The following is a 23,319-nucleotide window of genomic DNA, read 5'->3' as shown; positions in this document are numbered from 1 at the left end:
GCGTCGGGGTGGATGCCGTGGTGTCGCCACAGCGCGGTCAGGGCCGTGGTGACCGCGAACAGGGTCGGCTGGACGACGTCGACCCGGTCCAGACTTGCGGCGGAAGGCTTCTCCAGGATGACCTCGCGCAGGGACCAGTCGGTGTGCGGGCGCAGCGCGGTGTCGGCCCGGTCGATGCTGTCCCGGAAGACGGGGGACGTGCGGTAGAGCTGGCAGGCCATGGCGGGCCACTGGCTGCCCTGCCCGGGGTAGATGAAGGCGACCTTTCCGCCGTCACTCGCCTCGCCCACTGTCAGGTTGTCGTGCTCGACCCCGTCGACCAGGGCGGTCAGCGCCTCGGACAGCTCGTCGAGGGTGCGGCCCAGCACCACGGCCCGGTGCGGGAACACCGTGCGGCCCGTGAGGGCGTGCGCGACCCCGGCGAGGTCGAGGTCCTCGGCGTTGGACGCCCAGCCACGCAGCCGGCGGGCGTGCTCCCGCAGCGCAGTCGCGGTCTTCGCGGACAGCAGCCACGGCACCCAACCACCGCCGGGCAGGTCGGACAGCTCTTCGTCGTCCACGACGCCCACCGATGTCGTCGCGGCACCCGACCCGATCTGCCCGGATCCGCTGCCGGCCGGCTCGTCCCTCACCTCGGTCCGCCCGGCCGGCGCGGTCGGTGACTCGGCCGGCGGTGCCGCGACCTCGGTCCACGCCGGCGGCTCCTCGATGATCAGATGCGCGTTGGTGCCGCTCACCCCGAACGACGACACCCCGGCCCGGCGCGGGTGCCCGTTCCGCCGCCAGTCGACCGGCTCGTCCAGCAGCCGGACGTTGCCGGCGGTCCAGTCCACGTGCGGGCTCGGCGCGTCGATGTGCAGCGAGCGCGGCAGCAGGTCGTGCCCCATGGCCAGGGCCATCTTCATCACCCCGGCGACGCCGGCGGCGGCCTGGGTGTGCCCGATGTTCGACTTCACCGACCCCAACCAGAGCGGCTGCCCGTCTCGCCGGTGCTGCCCGTACGTGGCCAGCAGCGCCTGCGCCTCGATGGGGTCGCCGAGGGTGGTGCCGGTGCCGTGCGCCTCGACCGCGTCCACGTCGGCGGGGGCGAGGCGGGCGTTGGCGAGGGCCTGCCGGATCACCCGTTCCTGCGCGGGCCCGTTCGGCGCGGTGAGCCCGTTGCTGGCACCGTCCTGGTTGACCGCCGAGCCGCGGATGACGGCGAGGATCCGGTGGCCGCGCTCCCGGGCAACGGAGAGCCGTTCGAGCAGGAGCAGGCCGACGCCCTCGCCCCAGCCGGTGCCGTCGGCGGCGGCGGCGAACGGCTTGCACCGGCCGTCCGGCGCCAGGCCCCGCTGCCGGCTGAACTCGATGAACGGGCGCGGCAGGGCGAGGACCGTGGCCCCACCCGCGAGCGCCAGGTCACACTCGCCACCCCGGATCGCCTGCACGGCCAGGTGCATCGCCACCAGCGACGACGAGCAGGCCGTGTCCACGGTGACCGCTGGGCCCTCCAGCCCCAGCACGTACGCGATCCGCCCCGACGCCACGCTGCCCGAGTTGCCGGTGACCAGGTACCCCTCCAGGTCCGGGTCGGGTTCGCTCATCCGGGCCAGGTAGTCCTGCGAGATCACCCCGGCGAACACCCCGGTGGCGCTGCCGCGCAGGCTGGTCGGGTCGATGCCGGCCCGCTCGACCGCCTCCCAGGCGGTCTCCAGCAGCAGCCGCTGCTGCGGGTCCATCGCGGTCGCCTCGCGCGGGCTGATGCCGAAGAAGGCCGCGTCGAAGCCGGGGGCGTCGGTGAGGAATCCACCGTCGCGGGTGTACGTGGTGCCGGGCGAGTCGGGGTCCGGGTCGTAGAGGGACTCCAGCTCCCAGCCCCGGTCGGTGGGGAACGGACCGATCGCGTCGCCGCCACCGGCGACCAGGTCCCACAGCTGTTCCGGGGTGTCGATCCCGCCCGGGTACCGGCAGGCCATTCCCACGATCGCCACCGGTTCGTGGGCCCGGTCCTCCATCTCGTGCAGCCGCTGCCGGGTCGAGCGCAGGTCGGCGGTGGCCCGCTTGAGGTAGCTGCGGAGCTTGTCTTCGTCGTTCATCGTGCGTCCCCCTGGTCGGAGCCGGCAGAAGCGATCATCAATCGGGTCACGACGGGGAACCGCCGAGTTCCTTGTCCAGTGCGCTGAACAGCTCCTCGTCGCTCGCCGACTCCAGGTCGACGACGTCGTCGAGGTCCGCGCCGGCCGGCCGCAGGCCGTCCAGCCGGCGCAGCAGGCCGCGCAGCCGGTACTCCGCCCGGCGCCGTTCCGCGTCGTCCAGCGCGGCCACCGCCAGCGCCGCCTCCACCCGGTCCAGTTCGGCGAGTACGGACGCCGGCGGCGCCTGCTCGGCCGGCGCGAGCTGCCCGGCGAGGTACTCCGCCACCGCCACCGGCGTCGGGTGGTCGAAGACGAGGGTGGCCGGCAGTTGCAGCCCGGTCGCGGCACGCAGCCGGTTGCGCAGCTCCACCGAGGTCAGCGAGTCGAACCCGAGGTCCTTGAACGGTGACCCCGCCGGCACCGAGGTCGGCGAACCCTGGCCCAGCACGACCGCCACGTGGCCGCGGACCAGGTCGAGCAGCAGTCGGGGCCGCTCGGCCGTGGGCAGGGCTGCGAGCTGCTCGGCGAGCGACCGTCCGCCGGCCACCTGCTCCCCGGCGGCACGCCGGGTGGGGGCGCCGACCAGGGCGCTGAGGATCGCGGGTACGCGCTCCTGGCTGCGGAGGGTGGGCAGGTGGAGCTTGACGGGGACGAGGTCGGGGTGGGTGTGGGTGAGGGCCGCGTCGAGGAGGGCGAGCCCTTCCTCGGTCTCCAGGCCGAGGCTGCCCGCGCGGGCCATCCGGGCCCGGTCCACCTCGGTCAGGTGGCCGGTCATGCCGGTCTTCTGCGTCCAGTAGCCCCACGCCGTGCTGGTCGCCGGCAGGCCGAGGTCGCGGCGGTGCTGGGCCAGCGCGTCGAGGAACGCGTTGGCCGCCGCGTAGTTGCCCTGACCCGGCGTGTCGATGGTCCCCGAGCTGGACGAGAAGACGACGAAGTGGGTGAGCGCGCGATTCCTGGTGACCTCGTGGAGGTGCCAGGCGGTGTCCACCTTGGGATCGAGGGTGGCGTGCAGGTCCTGCGCGGTGAGGTTGGTCAGGGTCGTGTCGCGGAGTGTGCCGGCGGTGTGGATGACGCCGGTGAGGGGGTGTCCGGCGTGGTCGATGTGGTCGATGACCTCGGCGAGCTGGCCCCGGTTCGTGGTGTCGCAGCGGGTGATGGTGACGGTCGCCCCGTGCCCGGTGAGCTGGTGAATGAGGGCGGGCGCGTCCGGGTGGTGGGGGCCTTGGCGGCTGAGCAGGTGGAGGTGGTGCGGGCCGTGGTGGGTGGCGAGGTGAGTGGCCACCTGTTGAGCCAGGGTGCCGGTGCCGCCGGTGACGAGGGTGGTGCCGTTCGGGTTGACGTCGGGGGCGGGGAGGGTGAGGGCGATCTTGCCGGTGTGGCGGGCGTTGGCGAGGTGGCGGAGGGCGGCGGGGGCGTGACGGATGTCGTAGGCGCGGGTGGGCAGCGGCGGCAGGGTGCCGTCGTGGAAGAGGGGTTGGAGGTGCTGGTAGAGGGCCGCGATCGTGTCTTCGCCGCCGTCCATCAGGTCGAACGCCTGGTAGGTGGTGTGCGGATGGTCGGTGGCCCAGGCGTCGGCGTCGCGGATGTCGGTCTTGCCCATGTCGATGAGGCGCCCGCCTCGGCCGAGGAGGCGGCCGCTGGCGTCGAGGTGTTCGCCGGTGAGGCTGTTGAGGACGACGTCGATCCCGGGGGTGTGGGCGCGGTAGTGGTCTTCGAAGTCGACGGTGCGGCTGTTGGCGATGTGGGGTTCCGTGATGCCCAGGCGATGCAGGGTCGACCACTTGGTGGGGTGGGCGGTGGTGTGGATCTGGGCGCGCAGGTGGCGGGCTACGTGGATGGCGGCGTGGCCGACGCCGCCGGTGGCGGCGTGGATGAGCAGGTGCTCGCTGGGTTGGAGATGAGCGAGGTCGTGCAGCGCGTAGTAGGCGGTGAGGTAGGCGATGGGAGCCGCCGCCGCCTGGTTGAGGGTCCAGCCATCCGGGACAGGGGTTACCAGACGATGGTCCGTGACGGCACTCGCGCCGATGCCGTTGAACAGGCCCATCACCTGTTGTCCGACGTGCAGGTCCGTTACCGCGCTGCCGATCTCGGTGACCGTGCCGGCGCCTTCGCCGCCGATGGGGCGGGGGTCGTTGACGATGCCGAGGGCGACGACGACGTCGCGGAAGTTCACCCCGCCGGCGTGGAGTCGGACGCGGACCTGGTGGGGTTGCAGGGGTGCGGCGTAGTCGGGGCAGTGGGTGAGCCGCAGGTTGTCCAGGCTCCCGCCCGAGGTGGTCTCCAACCGCCAGGCCTCACCGTCCGGCAGCGGCAGTCCGGCTGACACGTGCGCCGGCTGGAGGCGCGGCACATACAGCGCACCGTCGCGGATGGCCACCTGCGGCTCACCCGATCCGATCGCCCGGCCGAGGGCGGCGACGCTCTCCGCCTTCCCGTCCAGGTCCACCACGGTGATCCGGTCGGGGTGCTCGGCGAGCCCGGTGCGCAGCATTCCCCAGCACGACGCGGCCGCCAGGTCGGTGATCCGGTCGTCCACCCCGGTGCTCACCGCACCCCGGGTCAGCACCACCAGCCGGGTGTCGGCCAGCGCCTCCTCGGCCAGCCACTCCTGCAGCACCCGCAGCAGCGACTCGATCGACCCGTGGGTGGCGGCCAGCACGTCGGTGTCCGCCCCGTCGACCACCGGACCCGCGCCCTCCCAGGGCAGCACGACCGTCCGTATCGCCGACGCCCCGGTGGCACCCAGTGCGGCCGCCGTCGGGTACGCCGACCCCGCCCCGAACGCCGCCGACCACCGGTCGACCGTGTCGGCGTCGGCACTCAGCACCGCCACCGGGCCGACCTCGGCCAGCTCGGCCGGCTCGACCGGAAGCCAGTCCACGTGCAGCAGCCACTGCGGATCCACCCGTACGCGGCCGCGCTCCGCGCCCTCGACCGGCACCTCGCGCAGCACCAGCGACTCGGCGTCCAGCACGGGCTGGCCGGCCGGGTCGTGGACCACCAGGGCGGCCTGGTCCCCGCCCCGGCGTACCAGGTGCACCCGGACGCTGCTCGCCCCGGTGGCGTGCAGCCGTACGCCGGACCACACGAACGGCAGTTGCAACCGGGTCACGTCCCCGTCGGCGGCGAGGGCGAGCACGTGCAGCGCGGCGTCCAGCAGCGCCGGGTGCACGCCGTACCCGTCGACGTCGCCGCGGACCGGTTCCGGCAGCGCCACCTCGGCGTACAGGTCGTCGCCCGCCCGCCACGCCCGCCGCAGGCCCTGGAACGCCGGCCCGTACCGGTAGCCCAGCTCGGCCAACCATTCGTACACCCCGTCGACCGCCAGCGGGTCGGCGCCGGCCGGCGGCCACTCGGCGCGGGCGGCCGGCGGTGCGGTGGTGGGCTCGGCGGCGAGGGCGGCGGTCGCGTGGTGCGTCCAGGCGGTCTCGTCGGTGCTCCCCGCGGGACGCGAGTGGACGGTCAGGCCGCGCCGGTTCTCCTCGTCCGGCGGGTCGAGGGTGACCTGCAGGTCGACCGGCCGCTCGTCGAGGAACAGCGGTTGATGCAGGGTGAGCTCGTGGAGGTGCCGGTGTCCGGTGCCGGCGGCGGCGTGCAGGGCGAGGTCCACGTACGCGGTCCCCGGCAGCAGGCAGCCGGCGGTGATGGCGTGGTCGACGAGCCACGGGTGGCTGCGGGTGGAGAACTGTCCGGTGAGCAGCCGCTGGCCGGTGGGGGTGGCCAGCTGCCCGGTGAGCAGCGGGTGCTGCGGCCCGTCCGGGCGGCGGTGCCGCCGGCCGGTCAGCCAGTACGACTGGTGGTGGAAGGGATAGGTGGGCGGGATGACCTGGGTGCGGGCGCCGGGAAGCAGCCGCGTCCAGGCGATCGGATGGGTGGTCCGGGTGTGCAGCAGCGCGGTGTTGGTGAGCAGGGTGTGCCAGGGGTCGGCATCGCGGCGCAGCGTGTGACAGGTGGCGGCGGCGTCGGCCTCGATGGCGGCGACGAGCAGGGGGTGGGGGCTGATCTCGACGAGGGTGTGGTGTCCGTCGGCGGTCACCTGCTGGAGGGCCGGGTGGAAGTGGACGGGTTGGCGCAGGTTCTCCCACCAGTAGTCGGTGGTCAGCTCGCCGCCGGGCAGCACGGTCTGGCGGGTGCTGCTGTAGAAGGCGGTGTCGGTGGCCCGGCCGTCGACGGCCACCCCGGTCAGTTCCGGGTGCAGGGGGTCGACGTGCGGGCTGTGGCTGGCGTAGCTGACCGGGATGAGCCTGGCGGTGTGGCCGTGGTCGGTGAGGGCGGCGTGGGCCGCCCCGATGGCGTCGGGCGCGCCGGAGAGCACGCAACCGGTGGGGGCGTTGTGGGCGGCGAGGTGCAGCTCAGGAGCGTGCTCCGGGACGAGCCGTTCCAGTAGGGCGGCCAGTTCGTCCGGGGTGGGGCCGGTGACGGCGAGCATGCCGCCGGTGCCCTCGATGGTGGTGAGGGCCCGGCCGCGGTGGGCGATGAGGCGGGCCGCGTCATCGAGGGCGAGGGCGCCGGCGGCGTGGGCCGCCGTGATCTCACCCTGGGAGTGGCCGATGACCGCGTCGGGGGTGAGGCCGTGGTGCCGCCACAGCGCGGTCAGGGCAGTGGTGACCGCGAACAGGGTCGGCTGCACGACGTCCACCCGGTCCAGGCTGGCCGCCGAAGGCTTCTCCAGGACGACGTCGCGCAGCGACCAGTCGGTGTGCGGGCGCAGGGCGGTGTCGGCCCGGTCGATGCTGTCGCGGAAGACGGCGGAGGTGCGGTAGAGCTGGCAGGCCATGGCGGCCCACTGGCTGCCCTGGCCGGGGTAGATGAAGGCGACCTTGCCACCGTCGTGGGCTTCGCCGACGGTCAGGTTCCGGTGCTCCATCCCGTCGGCCAGGGCGGTCAGGGCCTCGGTGAGCTCGTCCAGGCTGCGGCCCAGCACCACGGCCCGGTGCGGGAACGCCGACCGGCCGGCCAGGGCATGCGCCACCCCGACGAGGTCCAGTCCGTCCGCGCCGGACGCCCAGTCGCGCAGCCGGCGGGCGTACTCCCGCAGCGCGGTCTCGGTCTTCGCGGACAGCAGCCACGGCACCCAGCCGCCACCCGGCAGGTCCGTCAGCCCGTCCGCCGCCACCACGACGGGTACGGCGGCCGGCTCCGCCGAGGCCGAGACCTCCTCGATGATCAGGTGGGCGTTGGTGCCGCTCATCCCGAACGCCGACACCGCCGCGCGCCGCGGGCGCCCGTTCGGCTTCCAGTCGACCACCCGGTCGAGCAGCCGGACGTTGCCGCTGTCCCAGTCGACGTGCGGGCTGGGCGCGTCGATGTGCAGCGACCGGGGCAGCATGCCCTGCTGCAGGGCGACGACCATCTTGATGATCCCGGCCACGCCGGCGGCGGCCTGGGTGTGCCCGATGTTCGACTTGATCGAGCCGAGCCACAACGGCTCGTCGTCCCGGCGTTCCTGCCCGTACGTGGCGAGCAGGGCCTGGGCTTCGATCGGGTCGCCGAGGGTGGTGCCGGTGCCGTGCGCCTCCACCGCGTCAACGTCGGCCGGAGCGAGGCCGGCGTTGGCCAGGGCCTGCCGGATCACCCGCTCCTGCGCCGGCCCGTTGGGTGCGGTGAGGCCGTTGCTGGCGCCGTCCTGGTTGACCGCCGAGCCGCGGATGACGGCGAGGACCCGGTGGCCGCGTTCCCGGGCCACGGAGAGCCGTTCCAGCAGCACCAGGCCGACGCCCTCGGCGAAGCCGAACCCGTCGGCCGCCGCCGCGAACGGCTTGCACCGGCCGTCCGGGGACAGGCCCCGCTGCCGGCTGAACTCCACGAAGCCACCGGGCGTGGCCAGCACCGTCACCCCGCCCGCCAGGGCCAGCTCGCACTCCCCGTTGCGGATCGCCTGCGCGGCCAGGTGCATCGCCACCAGCGACGACGAGCACGCCGTGTCCACGGTCATCGCCGGGCCCTCCAACCCCAGCGTGTACGCGATCCGCCCCGACGCCAGCGCGGTGGTCGCCCCGGTCATCAGGTAGCCCTCGTAGTCCTCCGGCACCTCGTCGAACCGGGGCCCGTAGTCGTTGTCGATGACCCCGGTGAACACGCCCGTCGCGGTGCCGCGCAGGCCGCCCGGGTCGATGCCGGCCCGCTCCACCGCCTCCCAGGCGGTCTCCAACAGCAGCCGCTGCTGCGGGTCCATGGCCGCCGCCTCCCGGGCGTTGATGCCGAAGAAGGCCGCGTCGAAGCCGGCGGCGTCGTCCAGGAACCCGCCGTGCCGGGTGTACGTGGTGCCCGGAGTCCCCGGCTCCGGGTGGTAGATGGCGTCCACGTCCCAGCCCCGGCCGTCCGGGAACTCGCTGATCGCGTCACCCTCGGAGACCACCAGCTGCCACAGCTGCTCCGGCGAGCCGACCCCGCCCGGATAGCGGCAGGCCATGCCGATGATCGCCACCGGTTCGTCGGCCGCCGCCACCCGGACTGGCGCCGCGACGCGGGCCGCCGGCACCCCGGAGACCAGCTCCCGCAGGTGCTCGACCACCGCCGCCGGGGTGGGATGGTCGAACACCAGCGTCGCCGGCAGCGCCAGGCCGGTGGCCGCGCCGAGCCGGTTGCGCAGCTCCACGGCGGCGAGCGAGGTGAATCCGAGGTCCTTGAACGCCTGCCCCGGGTCGACCGTCTCCGCCGACTCCAGCCCGATCACCGTCGCCACCGCCCCCAGCACCAGGTCGTGCAGGGCCCGCCGCTGCTCCGCCACCGGCCGGCCGGCGAGCCGCTCGGCGTAGGTCAGTGGTCCGGCGTCGGCGGCGGCGTCGCGCAGTCCGTCGCGGAACAGCCCACGCAGCAGCGCCGGCACCGGTCCGGTCGGCGCGGTGACCCGGCCGGCGAACAGCACCACGGCGTCGCCGGCGAGCGCCAGGTCGAGCACCGCCGACGCGGGCGCGGGCACCAGCCCGTCCGGCCTGGGCGCGTCCGGTGTACCACCGGCGATGCTGACCGCGGCGAGCCCGTACGCCCGCCGGTGCCCGGCGAGGGCGTCGAGGAACGCCGCGTCGCTCTCGCGGGCGGTGCCGAGCGCTCCCGCCAGGTCGGAGAGCAGCACGAACGCCGACAGGTCGAGGTGGCGGGTCGCCTCGTGCAGCGCCCACCCGGTGGCCGGGTCGCCCCCGGCGTGCAGCACGGCACTGACCGGCCGGGCCGGGTCGACCGTGGCGAGCAGGTCGGCCAGGGCGCCGGGGTCGGTGGTGTCGCCGCCGGTGACGGTGACCCGGGCGCCGAGGCCGGTCAGCTCGGCGACCGCCGGGGCCACGTCGACGGTGCCGGCCAGCAGCAGGTGGCGTACCCCGTGCCGGGTGACCAGGTCCCGCGCCGCCGCCACGGCCCGCGCGTCGCCGGTCACCAGGACCGTGCCGTCCGGGTCGAAACCGGCGGGGCGCTCCGCGTCGACGGCCGCGCGGACCAGCCGGTGCAGCAGCATCGTGCCGGTGCGCAGGGCGAGCCGGGGCTCGCCGGCCGCGCCGGCGGCGGCCACCGCCCGGTCCAGGATGGCGTCGCTCTCCGGATGCCCGTCGGTGTCGACCAGGATCATCCGGTCGGGGGCGACGGCCTGCGTGGCGCCGGCGGCGCCCCACACGGCGGCGGCGGGCAGGTCGCGCGGGTCCTCGCCAGGCAGCGCCGCCACGGCGTGCCGGGTCAGCACGACCAGCCGCGGCCCGTCCGGGTCGGCGAGCGCCGCGTCGAGCAACGCCACCGCCCGGCCGGCGGCCCCGACCGGGTCGGCCAGCTCCGCCTCCGGCGTCCGGTAGGACCACACGCCGCCGGCGACGTACGCCGGCTCGTCGTCGCCTTCACCGGACCGCTCCGGGACCGGTCGTGGCTCCCAGGCGACGGCGTACAGCTCCGGCACCGGCCCGTCGGTGGGCAACCGGTCGACGGGGAGCGGCCCGGTGTCGAGCGCGGCGATGAGCACCAGCTGGCCCGCCGGGTCGTGCCCGTCGAGGTGGAACCGGCCGTTCCCGGCGGGCCGCAGCCGCACCCGGAGCCTCGTGGCGCCGGCGGCGAGCAGCCGCACGCCGGACCAGCCGGTGACCGTCGGCGTGGTGTCCCGCAGGTCGGCCAGCAGCGGGTGCAGGGCCGCCTCCAGCAGCGCCGGGTGCAGCGCGTGCCGCGCGGCCTCCGCCCGCTGCAGGTCGTCGAGGGCGACCTCGACCAGGAACGTGTCGTCCTGCCGCCAGGCCTCGCGCAGACAGCGCAGCGCCGGCCCGTGCCGGTAGCCCGCGGCGCCCAGCCGCGCGTACACCTCGGCGACGTCGACCGGCGCGGCGCCGGCCGGTGGCCAGACCGGCGCGGCCGGCGGCGCGGCCGGCGGCGCGGCCGGCGGCGTCGTGGTGAGGATGCCGTCGCCGTGCCGGGTCCAGGCCGCGTCCGGCCCGCTCTCCGCGTCCCGGGCGTGGATGGTCACGGTACGCCGGCCGGCGTCGTCGGCCTCCGCGACGGCGACCTGCACCTGCACGGCCCGGCCGTCCGGCACGGGCAGCGGGACGGGCACGGTCAGCTCGGCGAGGTACGGGTGTCCGGTGTCGGCGCCGGCCTGCAGGGCCAGGTCCAGGAAGCCGCTGGCCGGCAGCAGCCGGGTGGCCAGCACGCGGTGGTCGTCCAGCCAGGAGGAGCCGGCGGCGAGCCGTCCGGTGAGCACGGTGCCGCCCTCGGTGGCCAGGTCGAGCCGGGTGGTCAGCACGGCGTGCCGGGTGGGGTGCAGGCCCAGGTCGGCCGGGGTGGTCCGGGACGTGCCGGACAGCCAGTGCCGGGTCGACTGGAACGGGTAGGTGGGCAGGTCGAGGTGCGGGTGGGTGCCCGCCGGGCGGGCATCGAGCGTGGCGGCGGCGGCGAGCAGGGTACGCGGCCCGGGTCGGTCCCGGTGCAGGCCGGAGACGGCGACGACGTCGGTCAGCGTCTGCTGGTGCAGCGCGGTGAGCGTGGCGTCGGGTCCGAGTTCGACGAAGGTGCGGACGCCGTGCTGGTCGTGGAGGGTGGTGACGCCGTCGGCGTAGTGGACGGGTTCGAGGATGTGCCGGACCCAGTAGTCGGGGTCGGTGAGTTGTTCGGTGGTGGCAAGTTGTCCGGTGACGTTGCTGACGACCGGGGTCGTCGGCGGTCGGTAGGTGAGGCTGGCGGCGACCGTGCGGAATTCATCGGCGACGACGGTCATGTGGGGTGAGTGGAAGGCGTGGCTGACCTTGAGCGCGGTGGCCTTGCGTCCGCTGTCGCGCCAGCGGGCAGCGAGTTGTTTGCAGGTGTCCCGGTCGCCGCTGATGACGGTGGTGTGGGGGGTGTTCACGGCGGCGATCCCGACGCCGGGGTGCCCGGCGACGAGTTGTTCGGCTTCGTCGCGGCTGGCTTGCAGCGCGATCATGGCGCCGGGGGTGGTGACGCCGTTCATCAGCCGGGCCCGAGTCGCCACGAGGAGGGCGGCGTCGTCGAGGGTGAGCACGCCGGCGAGGTGGGCGGCGGTGATCTCGCCGAGGGAGTGTCCGGTGAGGTAATCGGCGGTGAGGCCGAGTTGGGTGGTGGCCACCCGGTGCAGGGCCACGTGCAGGGCGAACAGGGCCGGTTGGGTGTAGGCGGTGGTGTCGAGCAGGGCGGCGGGGTCGTTGTCGGGTTCGCCGAGGACCACGTCCTGGAGGCGGTGCTCCAGGTGCGGGTTCAACGCCTCGCAGGCCTGATCGAAGGCTTCCCGGTAGGCGGGGTTGGTGGCGTACAGGTCGGCGCCCATGCCGGGGTACTGGCTGCCCTGACCGGTGAAACAGAACGTCACCCTGCCGCCCTCGCCGGTGGTGGCGGTGTCGACCACGGGATGGGGTCGCCCCTCGGCAAGCGCGGCCAGCGCGGCGGCGAACTCGTCACGCCCCCGCGCCACCAGCACCGCGCGGTAGGGGAACCGGGCCCGCCGGGCGAGCGCGTCCCCGACGGCGGCCGGCGTCACCTCCTCGTGCCCGGCCAGCCACGTGCCCAGCCGCCGGGCGTACGCGCGCAGCGCCGGCTCGGTCCTCGCCGACAGCACCCACGACACCCACCCGTCCCACGGGTCGCCGGCCGGCACGGGAGCTACCGGTTCGGCCGTGGGTGCCTCCTCGAGGATCACGTGCGCGTTCGTGCCGCTGACCCCGAACGACGACACCGCCCCGCGCCGCGGGTGCCCGTTCGCCGTCCACTCGACCGGCTGGTCGAGGAGGCGGACGTGGCCGCTGTTCCAGTCGACGTGCGGGGTGGGCGCGTCGATGTGCAGTGAGCGGGGGAGCAGGCCGTGGCGCAGCGCGAGGATCATCTTGATGACGCCGGCGACGCCGGCGGCGGCCTGGGTGTGTCCGATGTTCGACTTGATGGAGCCGAGCCAGAGCGGTTGCCCGTCCCGGCGTTCCTGTCCGTAGGTGGCGAGGAGGGCTTGGGCTTCGATGGGGTCGCCGAGGGTGGTGCCGGTGCCGTGCGCCTCGACGGCGTCCACGTCGGCGGGGGTGAGTCGGGCGTTGGCGAGGGCTTGGCGGATGACGCGTTCCTGGGAGGGGCCGTGGGGTGCGGTGAGGCCGTTGCTGGCGCCGTCCTGGTTGATGGCGGAGCCGCGGATGACGGCCAGGACCTGGTGGCCACGTTCCCGGGCCACCGACAGCCGTTCGAGCAGGAGGAGGCCGGCCCCTTCGCCCCAGCCGGTGCCGTCGGCGGCGGCGGCGAAGGGTTTGCAGCGGCCGTCGGGGGCGAGTCCGCGTTGGCGGCTGAATTCGATGAGCATGCCGGGGGTGGCCATGACGGTGACGCCGCCGGCGAGGGCGAGGTCGCATTCGCCGTTGCGGATGGCTTGGGTGGCCAGGTGCATGGCGACGAGTGAGGAGGAGCAGGCGGTGTCGACGGTGACCGCGGGGCCTTCCAGTCCGAGTACGTAGGCGATCCGGCCGGAGGCCACACTCGTCGTGTTCCCGGTCAGCAGGAACCCCTCGTACGCCTCCGGCGCCTCGTGCATCCGGGGCCCGTACTCGTCGAAGGCCAGCCCGGTGAACACACCGGTGGCGCTGCCGCGCAGGCTGGTGGGGTCGATGCCGGCCCGCTCGACCGCCTCCCACGCGGTCTCCAGCAGCAGCCGCTGCTGCGGGTCCATCGCGGTCGCCTCGCGCGGGCTGATGCCGAAGAAGGCGGCGTCGAAGTCGGTGGCCCCGGCGATGAAGCCGGCCTCCCGCGCGTACGTGGTGCCGGTGTGCTCCGGACGGGGGTCGTAGAGCCGCTCCACCCGCCAACCCCGGTCGGTCGGGAACTCCCCGATCGCGTCGTTGCCGGAGGCCAGTAGCTCCCACAGTTCCTCCGGGTTGCCGACCCCACCCGGATAGCGGCAGGCCATCCCCACGATCGCGATCGGCTCGTCCGCGGCCGGTGCGCGTACCGCCCGGGTGGCGGGCGCGGCCCGCTCCGCCTGGCCCGGCAACCGGTCCGTCAGGTAGTCGACCACGGCCGCCGGGGTGGGGTGGTCGAAGACGAGGGTGGCCGGTAGCAGCAGGCCGGTGCGGGTGCTCAGCCGGTTGCGCAGCTCGACCGAGGTCAGCGAGTCGAAGCCGAGGTCTCGGAAGGCCCGCCCGAGCTGGATGGACTCGGCCGTGGCGTGGCCGAGCACCACCGCCACCGTGGTCCGCAGCAGGTCCTCCAGCGCCGCCCGCCGCTCGTCCTCGCCGAGGTCGGCCAGCCGATCCACCAGGGCCGCCCCGATGTCGCCGCCGTCCGCCCCCGCTGCGCGCCGGGTCGGCGCCCCGGCGAGGGCGGTGAGGATGGCGGGTACGCGCGGCTGGTCGCGCAGGGCCGGGAGGTGGAGCTTGACCGGCACCAGGCTGGGGTGGGCGTGGGCGAGAGCCGCGTCGAGCAGCGCCAGGCCCTCCGCCGTGTCGAGCCCGACGCTGCCCGCGCGGGCCATCCGGGCCCGGTCCACGTCGGTCAGGTGAGCGGTCATCCCGCTCGTGTCGTTCCAGTAACCCCAGGCCAGCGCGGTGGCCGGCAGGCCCTCGGCACGTCGGTACGCCGCCAGGGCGTCCAGGAAGGTGTTCGCCGCCGCGTAGCCGGCCTGCCCACCCGTGCCCAGGGTGCCGGCGAACGCCGAGAAGAGCACGAAGTGGGTGAGGTGGTGGTTTCGGGTGGCGTGATGGAGGTGCCAGGCGGTGTCGATCTTGGGGTGCAGGGTGGCGTGCAGGTCGTGGGGGGTGAGGTTGGTGAGGGTGGTGTCGCGGAGTGTGCCGGCGGTGTGGACGGCGCCGGTGAGGGGGTGTCCGGTGTGGTCGATGTGGTCGATGACCTCTGTGAGTTGACGTCGGTCGGTGGTGTCGCAGGCCGTGATGGTGATGGTGGTGCCGTGGCCGGTGAGCTGGTGGATGAGGCGGGGTGTGTCGGGGTGGTGGGGGCCTTGGCGGCCGAGCAGGTGGAGGTGGCGTACGCCGTGGTGGGTGGCGAGGTGGGTGGCGACGTGTTGGGCGAGGGTGCCGGTGCCGCCGGTGATGAGGGTGGTGCCGGTGCCAGCGGTGGTGGCGGTGCCGGTGCCGGTGGCGGAGGCGTTCGGTGGGGGGAGGGTGAGGGCGATCTTGCCGATGTGGCGGGCGTTGGCGAGGTGGCGGAAAGCGGCGGGGGAGTGGCGGATGTCGTAGGCGCGGGTGGGCAGCGGCGGGAGGGTGCCGTCGTGGAAGAGGGGCTGGAGGTGTCGGTAGAGGGCGGCGATGTGGTTTTCGCCGGCGTCCATGAGGTCGAAGGCCTGATAGGTGGTTCCGGGGTGCTGGGTGGTCCAGGTCTGCGGATCGCGGATGTCGGTTTTGCCCATGTCGATGAGGCGTCCGCCGGGGGTGAGGAGGCGGCCGCTGGCGTCGAGGTGTTCGCCGGTGAGGCTGTTGAGGATGACGTCGATGCCGGGGGTGTGGGTGCGGTAGTGGTGTTCGAAGTCGAGGGTGCGGCTGTTGGCGGTGTTTTCTGGGGTGATGCCGAGGGTGTGGAGGGTGGGCCATTTGGTGGGGTGGGCGGTGGTGTGGATGTGGGCTTGGAGGTGGCGGGCTACGTGGATGGCGGCGTGGCCGACGCCGCCGGTGGCGGCGTGGATGAGGAGGTGTTCGCCGGGTTGGAGGTGGGCGAGGTCGTGGAGGGCGTAGTAGGCGGTGAGGTAGGCGATGGGTGTGACGGCGGCTTGGGGGTGGGTCCAGCCGTGGGGGATGGGGGTGACGAGTCGGTGGTCGGTGACGGCGGTGGGGCCGATGCCGTTGAACAGGCCCATGACGTGTTGGCCGATGTGCAGGTTCGTTACCGCGCTGCCGGTTTCGGTGATGGTGCCGGCGCCTTCGCCGCCGATGGGGCGGGGGTCGTTGACGATGCCGAGGGCGACGACGACGTCGCGGAAGTTGACGCCGCCGGCGTGGAGTCGGACGCGGATCTGGTGGGGTTGCAGGGGTGCGGCGTAGTCGGGGCAGTGGGCGAGCCGAAGGTTGTCCAGGCTGCCGCCCGAGGTGGTCTCCAACCGCCAGGCCTCACCGTCCGGCACGGGTAGCCCCGCCGTCGTGTGGGCGGGAGAGAGGCGCGGCACGTGCAGCCGACCGTCGCGGATGGCCACCTGCGGCTCGCCGGAGCCCACCGCCCGGGCCAGCAGTTCGGTCAGATCGTCCGTATCGGCCGGGTCGAGGTCGACGATGGTGATCCGGTCCGGATGCTCGGTCTGGGCGGAGCGCACCAGTCCCCAGCAGGCGGCCCCGGCCAGGTCGGTGATCCGGTCGTCCACCCCGGTGCTCACCGCACCCCGGGTCAGCACCACCAACCGGGTGCCGGCCAGCCCCTCGTCCGCCAGCCACTCCTGCAACCGCGACAGCAACGACTCCGTCAACCGGTGCGCCGCTGCCCGCACGTCGACGTCCGTCGCGTCGCCGTCCGCGCCGGCAGTGGTCCAGCACGGCAGCAGCACGGCGTCCGCGCCGACGGCGCGTACCGTCTCCAGCGTTTCGGCGGCCGGCGCGGCCGGCACGGCCCGGCGCAGCGGGTCGGCGGCGGCCCCGTCGATGCCGAGCACGGCGAGGTGGGGGTCCTCCGGGCCGTCCCCGCCGGCCGCTGCGGCGAGGACCGGCCAGTCGACGTGCAGCAGCCACTGCGGATCCACCCGCGGTGCGCCCGGCCCGGTGCCCTGGCGCGGTATCTGCCGCAGCACCAGCGACCGGGCCGCCAGCACGGGTTGCCCGGCGGGGTCGTGTACGGCCAGTTCGGCGCGGTCGGGCGCCGGGCGGGACAGGCGGACCCGCAGCGAGGTCGCCCCGGTCGCGTGCAGCCGCACCCCGGACCAGACGAACGGCAGCCAGACGCCGTCCCGCACGTCGTCGGTCACCCCCAGGACGTGCAGCGCCGCATCCAGCAACGCCGGGTGTACGCCGAACCGGTCCACGTCGACCCGGGCGCGCTCCGGCAGCGTCACCTCCGCGTAGAGGTCGTCACCCGCCCGCCACGCCCGGCGCAGGCCCTGGAACGCCGGCCCGTACCGGTAACCCAGCTCGGCCAGCTCGTCGTACAGCCCGTCGACGTCCAGCGGGGTGGCCCCGGCGGGCGGCCACGCGGCCGGCCACCCCGCCGCCTCGGCCGCGCCGGTGGCGGTCAGCCGGCCCGCGGCGTTCCTCGTCCACGGGCCGTCGGTCTCCCCGGCGGCCCGGGAGTGCACCTCGACCGTCCGGTGTCCGTCCGCCGGCTCGGCGAGGACGACCTGTATCTCCACCGCGCCGTCCGTGGGCAGCGCCAGCGGGCTGTGCAGGGTCAGCTCGTCCAGGTACGGGTGCCCGCCGGCCGCCCCGGCGTGCAGCACCAGGTCGACCAGGGCGGTGGCGGGCAGCAGGCACCGGTCGGCGATGGTGTGGTCGACCAGCCACGGATGGGTGGCCCGCGACAACCGTCCGGTGAGGATCGTCCGGGCGTCGGTGGCCAGGTCGAGCCGCCCGCCGAGCAACGGATGGGTGCTCGGCCGCAGCCCCAGGTCGGCCGGACGGGTGGCGGCCCCGGTCACCAGCCAGTGGTGGGTGTGCTGGAACGGGTAGGTGGGCAGGTCCAGGTGGGCGTCGGTGCCGGTGGGGCCCGCGCCGACGGTGGCGGCGGCCGCGAGCAGGGTCTGCTGGTGAGGCCGCTTGCGGTGCAGGGCCGGCAGGGCGATGACGTCGCTCAGCGTCTGCTGGTGCAGCGCGGTGAGCGTGGCGTCGGGTCCGAGTTCGACGAAGGTGCGGACGCCGTGCTGGTCGTGGAGGGTGGTGATGCCGTCGGCGTAGTGGACGGGTTCGAGGATGTGCCGGACCCAGTAGTCGGGGTCGGTGAGTTGGCTGGTGGTGGCGGTGTGTCCGGTGACGTTGCTGACCACCGGCAGCCGGGGCGGTTGGTAGCTGAGGCCCGCCGCGACGTCGCGGAATTCGTCAGCGATGGTGGTCATGTGGGGTGAGTGGAAGGCGTGGCTGACCGTCAGGGCGGTGGCCTTGCGGCCGCTGTCCCGCCATCGGGTGGCGAGTTGCTCGCACACGTCCTGGTCGCCGCTGATGACGGTGGTGTGGGGGGTGTTGATGGCGGCGATCGCGACGCCGGGGTGCCCGGCGATGAGTTGTTCGGCTTCGTCGCGGCTGGCTTGCAGCGCGATCATGGCGCCGGGTGTGGTGACGCTGTTCATCAGCCGGGCGCGGGCGGCGACGAGCAGGGCGGCGTCGTCGAGGGTGAGCACGCCGGCGAGGTGCGCGGCGCTGATCTCGCCGAGGGAATGCCCGGTGAGGTGGTCGGCGGTGAGGCCGAGTTGGGTGGTGGCCACCCGGTGCAGGGCCACGTGCACCGCGAACAGGGCGGGTTGGGTGTAGGCGGTGGTGTCGAGCAGCCTGGCGAGGTCGGTGCCGGCTTTGGCGAAGACCACGTCCTGCAGGCGGTGTTCCAGGTGTGGATTCAAGGCGTCGCACGCCTGGTCGAACGCTTCCCGGTAGGCGGGGTTGGTGGCGTAGAGGTCGGCGCCCATGCCGGGGTACTGGCTGCCCTGACCGGTGAAACAGAACGCTACCGGCCCGGCCCCGTCCAGCACCGCCGCGCTCAGCTGCGGGTGCGGTTCCCCGGCCGCGAGGGCGGTCAGCGCGGCGACGAAGTCCGCCCGGCTGGCGGCGGTGACCGCCGCCCGGTGCGGGAACCGGGTCCGCCGGGCCAGCGCCTCGGCGACCGCGGCCGGCGCGACGCCCGGGTGCGCGCCCAGCCAGTCCACCAGGCGGGCGGCCTGGTCACGGAGGGCGCCCTCCGTTCGGGCCGACAGCTGCCACGACGCCCACCCGTCCCACGGGTCGACGCCGGGAGTCGGGGCGTCCGCGACCTCCGCCGCAGGGGCCTCCTCGAGGATCACGTGCGCGTTCGTGCCGCTGATGCCGAACGAGGACACGCCCGCCCGGCGCGGCTGCCCGTCCGGCGACCAGGCCATCGCCCCGTCGAGCAACCGCACCCGGCCGCTGCCCCAGTTCACGTGCGGGGTGGGCGCGTCGATGTGCAGCGAGCGGGGCAGCGTGCCGTGCCGCATCGCGAGGATCATCTTGATCACGCCGGCGACGCCGGCGGCGGCCTGGGTGTGTCCGATGTTCGACTTGATCGACCCGAGCCACAACGGCTGGTCGTCCCGGCGTTCCCGCCCGTACGTGGCGAGGAGAGCCTGGGCCTCGATGGGGTCGCCGAGGATGGTGCCGGTGCCGTGTGCCTCGACCGCGTCCACGTCGGCGGGGGCCAGCTTCGCGTTGGCGAGGGCCTGCCGGATGACCCGCTCCTGGGACGGGCCGTTCGGGGCGGAGAGCTGACTGCTCGTGCCGTCCTGATTGACCGCCGACCCGCGGACCACCGCCAGGATCGGATGCCCCAGCCGGCGCGCCCGGGACAGCCGCTCCACCAGCAACAGGCCGACGCCCTCGCCCCAACCCGTGCCGTCGGCCGCCGCCGCGAACGGCTTGCACCGCCCGTCGGCGGCCAACCCTCGCTGCCGGGCGAACTCCACGAAGTTGTCCGGCGTGGTCATCACCGCCACCCCGCCCGCGAGGGCCAGGTCGCACTCGCCGTTCCGGATCGCCTGCGCCGCCAGGTGCAGCGCCACCAGCGACGATGAGCACGCCGTGTCCACCGTGACCGCCGGCCCCTCCAGGCCCAGCACGTACGCCACCCGCCCGGACACCACGCTGGACGTGTTGCCGGTGAGCAGGTAGCCCTCGATCCCCTCCGGCGCCTGGTGCCGCTCGTGCAGCCGAGGGCCGTAGTCCTGGGCGACCACCCCGGTGAACACGCCGGTGCTGCTGCCGCGCAGGCTGGTCGGGTCGATGCCGGCCCGCTCGATCGCCTCCCAGGCGGCCTCCAGCAGCAGGCGCTGCTGCGGATCGGTGGCCAGTGCCTCCCGCGGGCTGATCCCGAAGAACCCGGGGTCGAAGTCGCCCGCGTCGTAGAGGAAGCCGCCCTCCCGCACGTACGTGGTGCCCGGGGTCTCCGGGTCGGGGTCGTAGAGGGTGGCCAGGTCCCAGCCCCGGTCGGTGGGGAAGTCGCCGATCGCGTCGGTGCCGGCGGCCAGCAGCTGCCACAGCTCCTCCGGGGAGGTCACCCCGCCCGGGTAGCGGCACGCCATCCCGATGATGGCGATCGGCTCCCGGGCGCGTTCCTCCACCTCCTGCAGGCGCTGGCGGGTCTGGTACAGGTCCGCCGTGGCCCGCTTGAGGTACGCGACCAGCTTCTCCTCATTCGCCATCCGTGGCCACCTCACCGGTGAGATCGAGCTGCGTGAGTTCAACGTCCAGGTCCTGGTCGAGCAGGTGGAACAGCTCCTCCGGCGTGGCCGTGAGGATGTCGGCGGTGAACGTGGCCGGTCCCGGCTGCCCGCCGGTGAGCTGGTGCAGTAGCCCTTGCAGGCGGCTGACCAGATCCTCCCGCCCGTTCGAGGCGTCACCGTTCAACGCCCGTACCGCGCTTTCCAACCGGTCCAGCTCGGCCAGCGCCAGCTCGGCCGGGTCGGGCTGGCGCGGCGTGAGCTGCTCCGTCAGGTACGTGGCCAGCGCCGCCGGGGTCGGGTGATCGAAGACGACGGTGGCGGCCAGGGGCAGGCCGGTGAGCCGGCTGAGCTGGTTGCGGAACTCCAGCGCGGTCAGCGAGTTCAGTCCCAGCTCCAGGAAGCCCCGGTTCTCCCCGATCCCCGACGCGTCGGCGTGCCCGAGCGCCTTTGCCAACTGCCCGCGGATCAGCTCGGTCAACGTGCGCCGCCGCTCCGCGCCGTCCCGGTCCCGCAACAGATCGGACCAGTCCACGGCGGGTGTGCTCACAAGTGCGGTGGCGATGGATCGGGTGAGGTGGGTGGGGAGGTAGGCCGGGTTGAGGTGGGCGGTGATCGGAGTGGGTCGGCTGGTGGTGAGGGCGGTGTTGAGGAGGGTGAGGGCGTGGGTGGTGGACAGGGGGGTGATGCCGGTGTTTTCGAGGCGTTGGAGGTCCGCCTGATGGAGGTGGGCGGTGAGCGTGCTGGTGTCGGTCCAGTAGCCCCAGTTGAGGCTGGTGGCGGGCAGGCCGAGGGCTTGTCGATGGTGGGCGAGGGCGTTCTCGAAGGAGTTCGCGGCGGCGTAGTTGGCCTGGCCCGCGGTGCCGAGGGTGGCGGCGATGGAGGAGTAGAGGAGGAAGTGGGTCAACCGGTGCTGGTGGGTGAGGGTGTGCAGGTGCCAGGCGGCGTCGACCTTGGGGTCCAGGGTCGAGTGCAGCTGATCGGGGGTGAGGTTGGTGACGGTGGCGTCGTGCAGGGCGCCGGCGGTGTGGATGACCGCGCCGAGGGGGTGCCGGGTCTGGTCGATGTGGTCGATCACCTCGGCGAGCTGATCGCGGTTGGTGGTGTCGCAGGTGGTGATGGTGACGGTGGCGCCGAGGCCGGTGAGCTGGTGAACGAGTGCCGGTGCCGCCGGATGGTGGGGTCCTTGGCGGCTGACCAGATGCAGGTGGCGCAGGCCGTGATGGGTGGCGAGATGGGTGACGGTGTGTCGGGCGAGGGTGCCGCTGCCGCCGGTGATGAGCGTGGTGCCGTCGTCATTGAAGGGTCGGTGTTCCGGGACCGGCCGGGGGCGGGTCGCCGCTGCGGGTGTGGTGGCCGGCGTGGTGTCGGGGCTCAGGTGGGCGGTGAAGGGTGTGCCGGTCCGGAGGGCCAGTTGCGGCTGGCCACTGGTGATGGCGGCGGGAAGGACGCGGAGGCTGTCCGGGTCGGTGTCGATGAGGGTGATGCGGTCGGGGTGTTCGGTCTGGGCGGTGCGGACCAGGCCCCAGCAGGTGGCGGCGGGCAGGTTGGTCAGTTGGTCGTGATCGCCGGTGGCCACGGCGCCGGTGGTGAGGATGGTCAGGTGCGCGCCGGCACAGGCAGGGTCGGTGAGGAAGCTCTGCAGGGTGCGCAGGAGCTCCTCGGTGGCCCCGTGCACGGCCGCCGGCACATCGGCGTCGTGGTCGCCGCTGGGCTGGTCGGGTAGCGGCAGGATGACCTGCTCCGGCGCGACGGTCTCGCCGGCCGTGACGGCCTGGCGGAGGGCGTCCAGGTCGGGGTGGCAGGGCAGGTCCCAGCCCGGCACCGGCCGACCGATGGTCACCCACCCGTCGGTGCCGGCCGGACCCGCCGGCAGCGTCACGGCCACCCAGTCCAACCGCCACGTTTGCCCTCGGGCGGTGGTCCCGCCGGGCAGGTCGTCGACCCGTACCGGACGGAACTCCACCTTCGCCACGGACAGCACCGGGGAGCCGGTCCGGTCCATGGCCACCAGCGCGCACCCGTCCGCGCCCTCCTGGCGCAGCCGGACCCGCAGCTCGGTCGCGGGTGCCGCGTGCAGCCGTACGCCGGACCAGGCCATCGGCAACGCCACCGTGCCGTCGCCACCCCGCCCCTCTGGCGCGACCAGCCGCAGCGCGGCGTCCAGCAGCGTCGGGTGCAGGACGTGACCGTCCCCGCTGTCGACGCGTACCTCCGCGGCGAACTCCACGTCGCGTTGCCAGCCGGCCGACGGGCAGCCGCTGCCCGGCTCGCCACCGGCGGCCGCCACCCCCTCCCGCAGCGCGGCCAGGTCGACCGGCGCCCACCCGGGCGGTGGCCAGGCGGCGTCCGGACGGGGCGCCGGGGCGTCCGACGAGGAGAGCAGCCCGGTGGCGTGCCGGCGCCAGACGACCTCCGCGTCGCCGCCGTCGGCCGCCGCGTGGATCGTGATCGGCCGCCGGCCGGACTCGTCGGGGGCGGTCACGGTCACCTGGACCCGTACGTGCCCCTGCTGCGGCGGCGCCACCGGTTCCCACACGGTCAGCTCGTCAACCTGGTCGCACCCCACCTGATCGGCCGCGTGCAGGGCCAGGTCCAAAGTGGCGGTCGGCGGCAGCAGCACCCTGCCTAGCAGCCGGTGTCCGGCCAGCCAGGTCTGCTCGCCGACGCCCAGGCGACCGGTCAGGACCACGTCCGGCGTACCGGCCAGCTCCAGGGCCGCCGGCAGGATCGGGTGCGTGCTGGGTCGCAGTCCGAGGTGGTGGGTGTCGCCGGCGGGAGCGGCGGTGAGCCAGTAGCTCCGGTGGTGGAAGGGGTAGCTGGGCGGGGTGGCGTGTGCCCGGGTCTCGGGGATGAGGTGACTCCAGGCGATGGGGTGGGTGGTGTGGGTGTGCAGGTGGGCGGTGTTGGTGAGCAGGGTGTGCCAGGGGTCGGCGTCGCGGCGCAGGGTGTGCAGGGCGGTGGCCTCGGCGTCGATGGTGGTGGTGAGCAGGGGGTGGGGGCTGATCTCGATGAGGGTGTGGTGTCCGTCGGCGATCAGGTGTTGGAGGGTGGGGTGGAAGTGGACGGGTTGGCGGAGGTTGTCCCACCAGTAGTCGGTGGTGAGTTCGGTGGCGGGGAGGGCCTGCTGGCGGGTGCTGCTGTAGAAGGTGGTGTCGGTGGCCCGGCTGTCGACGGCCGCGCTGGTCAGTTCCGGGTGGAGGGGGTCGACGTGGGGGCTGTGGCTGGCGTAGCTGACGGGGATGATTCGGGCTGTCACGTCGTGGTCGGTGAGCGCCCGGTGGGCTTCCTCGACGGCGACCGAGCTGCCGGAGAGGACGCAGGCGGCGGGGCCGTTGTGCGCGGCGAGGTGCAGCTCGTCTGCGTGGTTCGGTACGAGCTGCGGGAGGAGTTCGATCAGCTCTTGCGGGGTGGGGCCGGTGACGGCGAGCATGCTGCCGGTGCCTTCGA

3 protein-coding genes are annotated in these 23,319 nt (G+C 74.2%); all 3 read right to left on the bottom strand.

What is annotated here, in order from left to right; all coding sequences use genetic code 11:
- Positions 1-2,078 (bottom strand): type I polyketide synthase (locus ACZ6S5_RS32770; RefSeq protein ID WP_466006138.1); only part of this gene is annotated, 2,078 nt, incomplete at its 3' end.
- A 46-nt stretch (positions 2,079-2,124) separates the two neighbouring features.
- Positions 2,125-19,851 (bottom strand): SDR family NAD(P)-dependent oxidoreductase, encoded by a 17,727-nt coding sequence (locus ACZ6S5_RS32765; RefSeq protein WP_466006137.1) that lies wholly within the window; start codon positions 19,849-19,851, stop codon positions 2,125-2,127.
- Positions 19,841-23,319, bottom strand: a 3,479-nt coding sequence (locus tag ACZ6S5_RS32760) for a type I polyketide synthase (protein WP_466006136.1), incomplete at its 5' end; no start/stop codon positions are given. The genes ACZ6S5_RS32760 and ACZ6S5_RS32765, both read right to left, overlap by 11 nt.

It is taken from the genome of Micromonospora sp. NPDC051924 (genome assembly GCF_055586005.1).
Note: the sequence above shows the minus strand (reverse complement) of the source record. Positions and strands in the feature narration are given on the sequence as shown.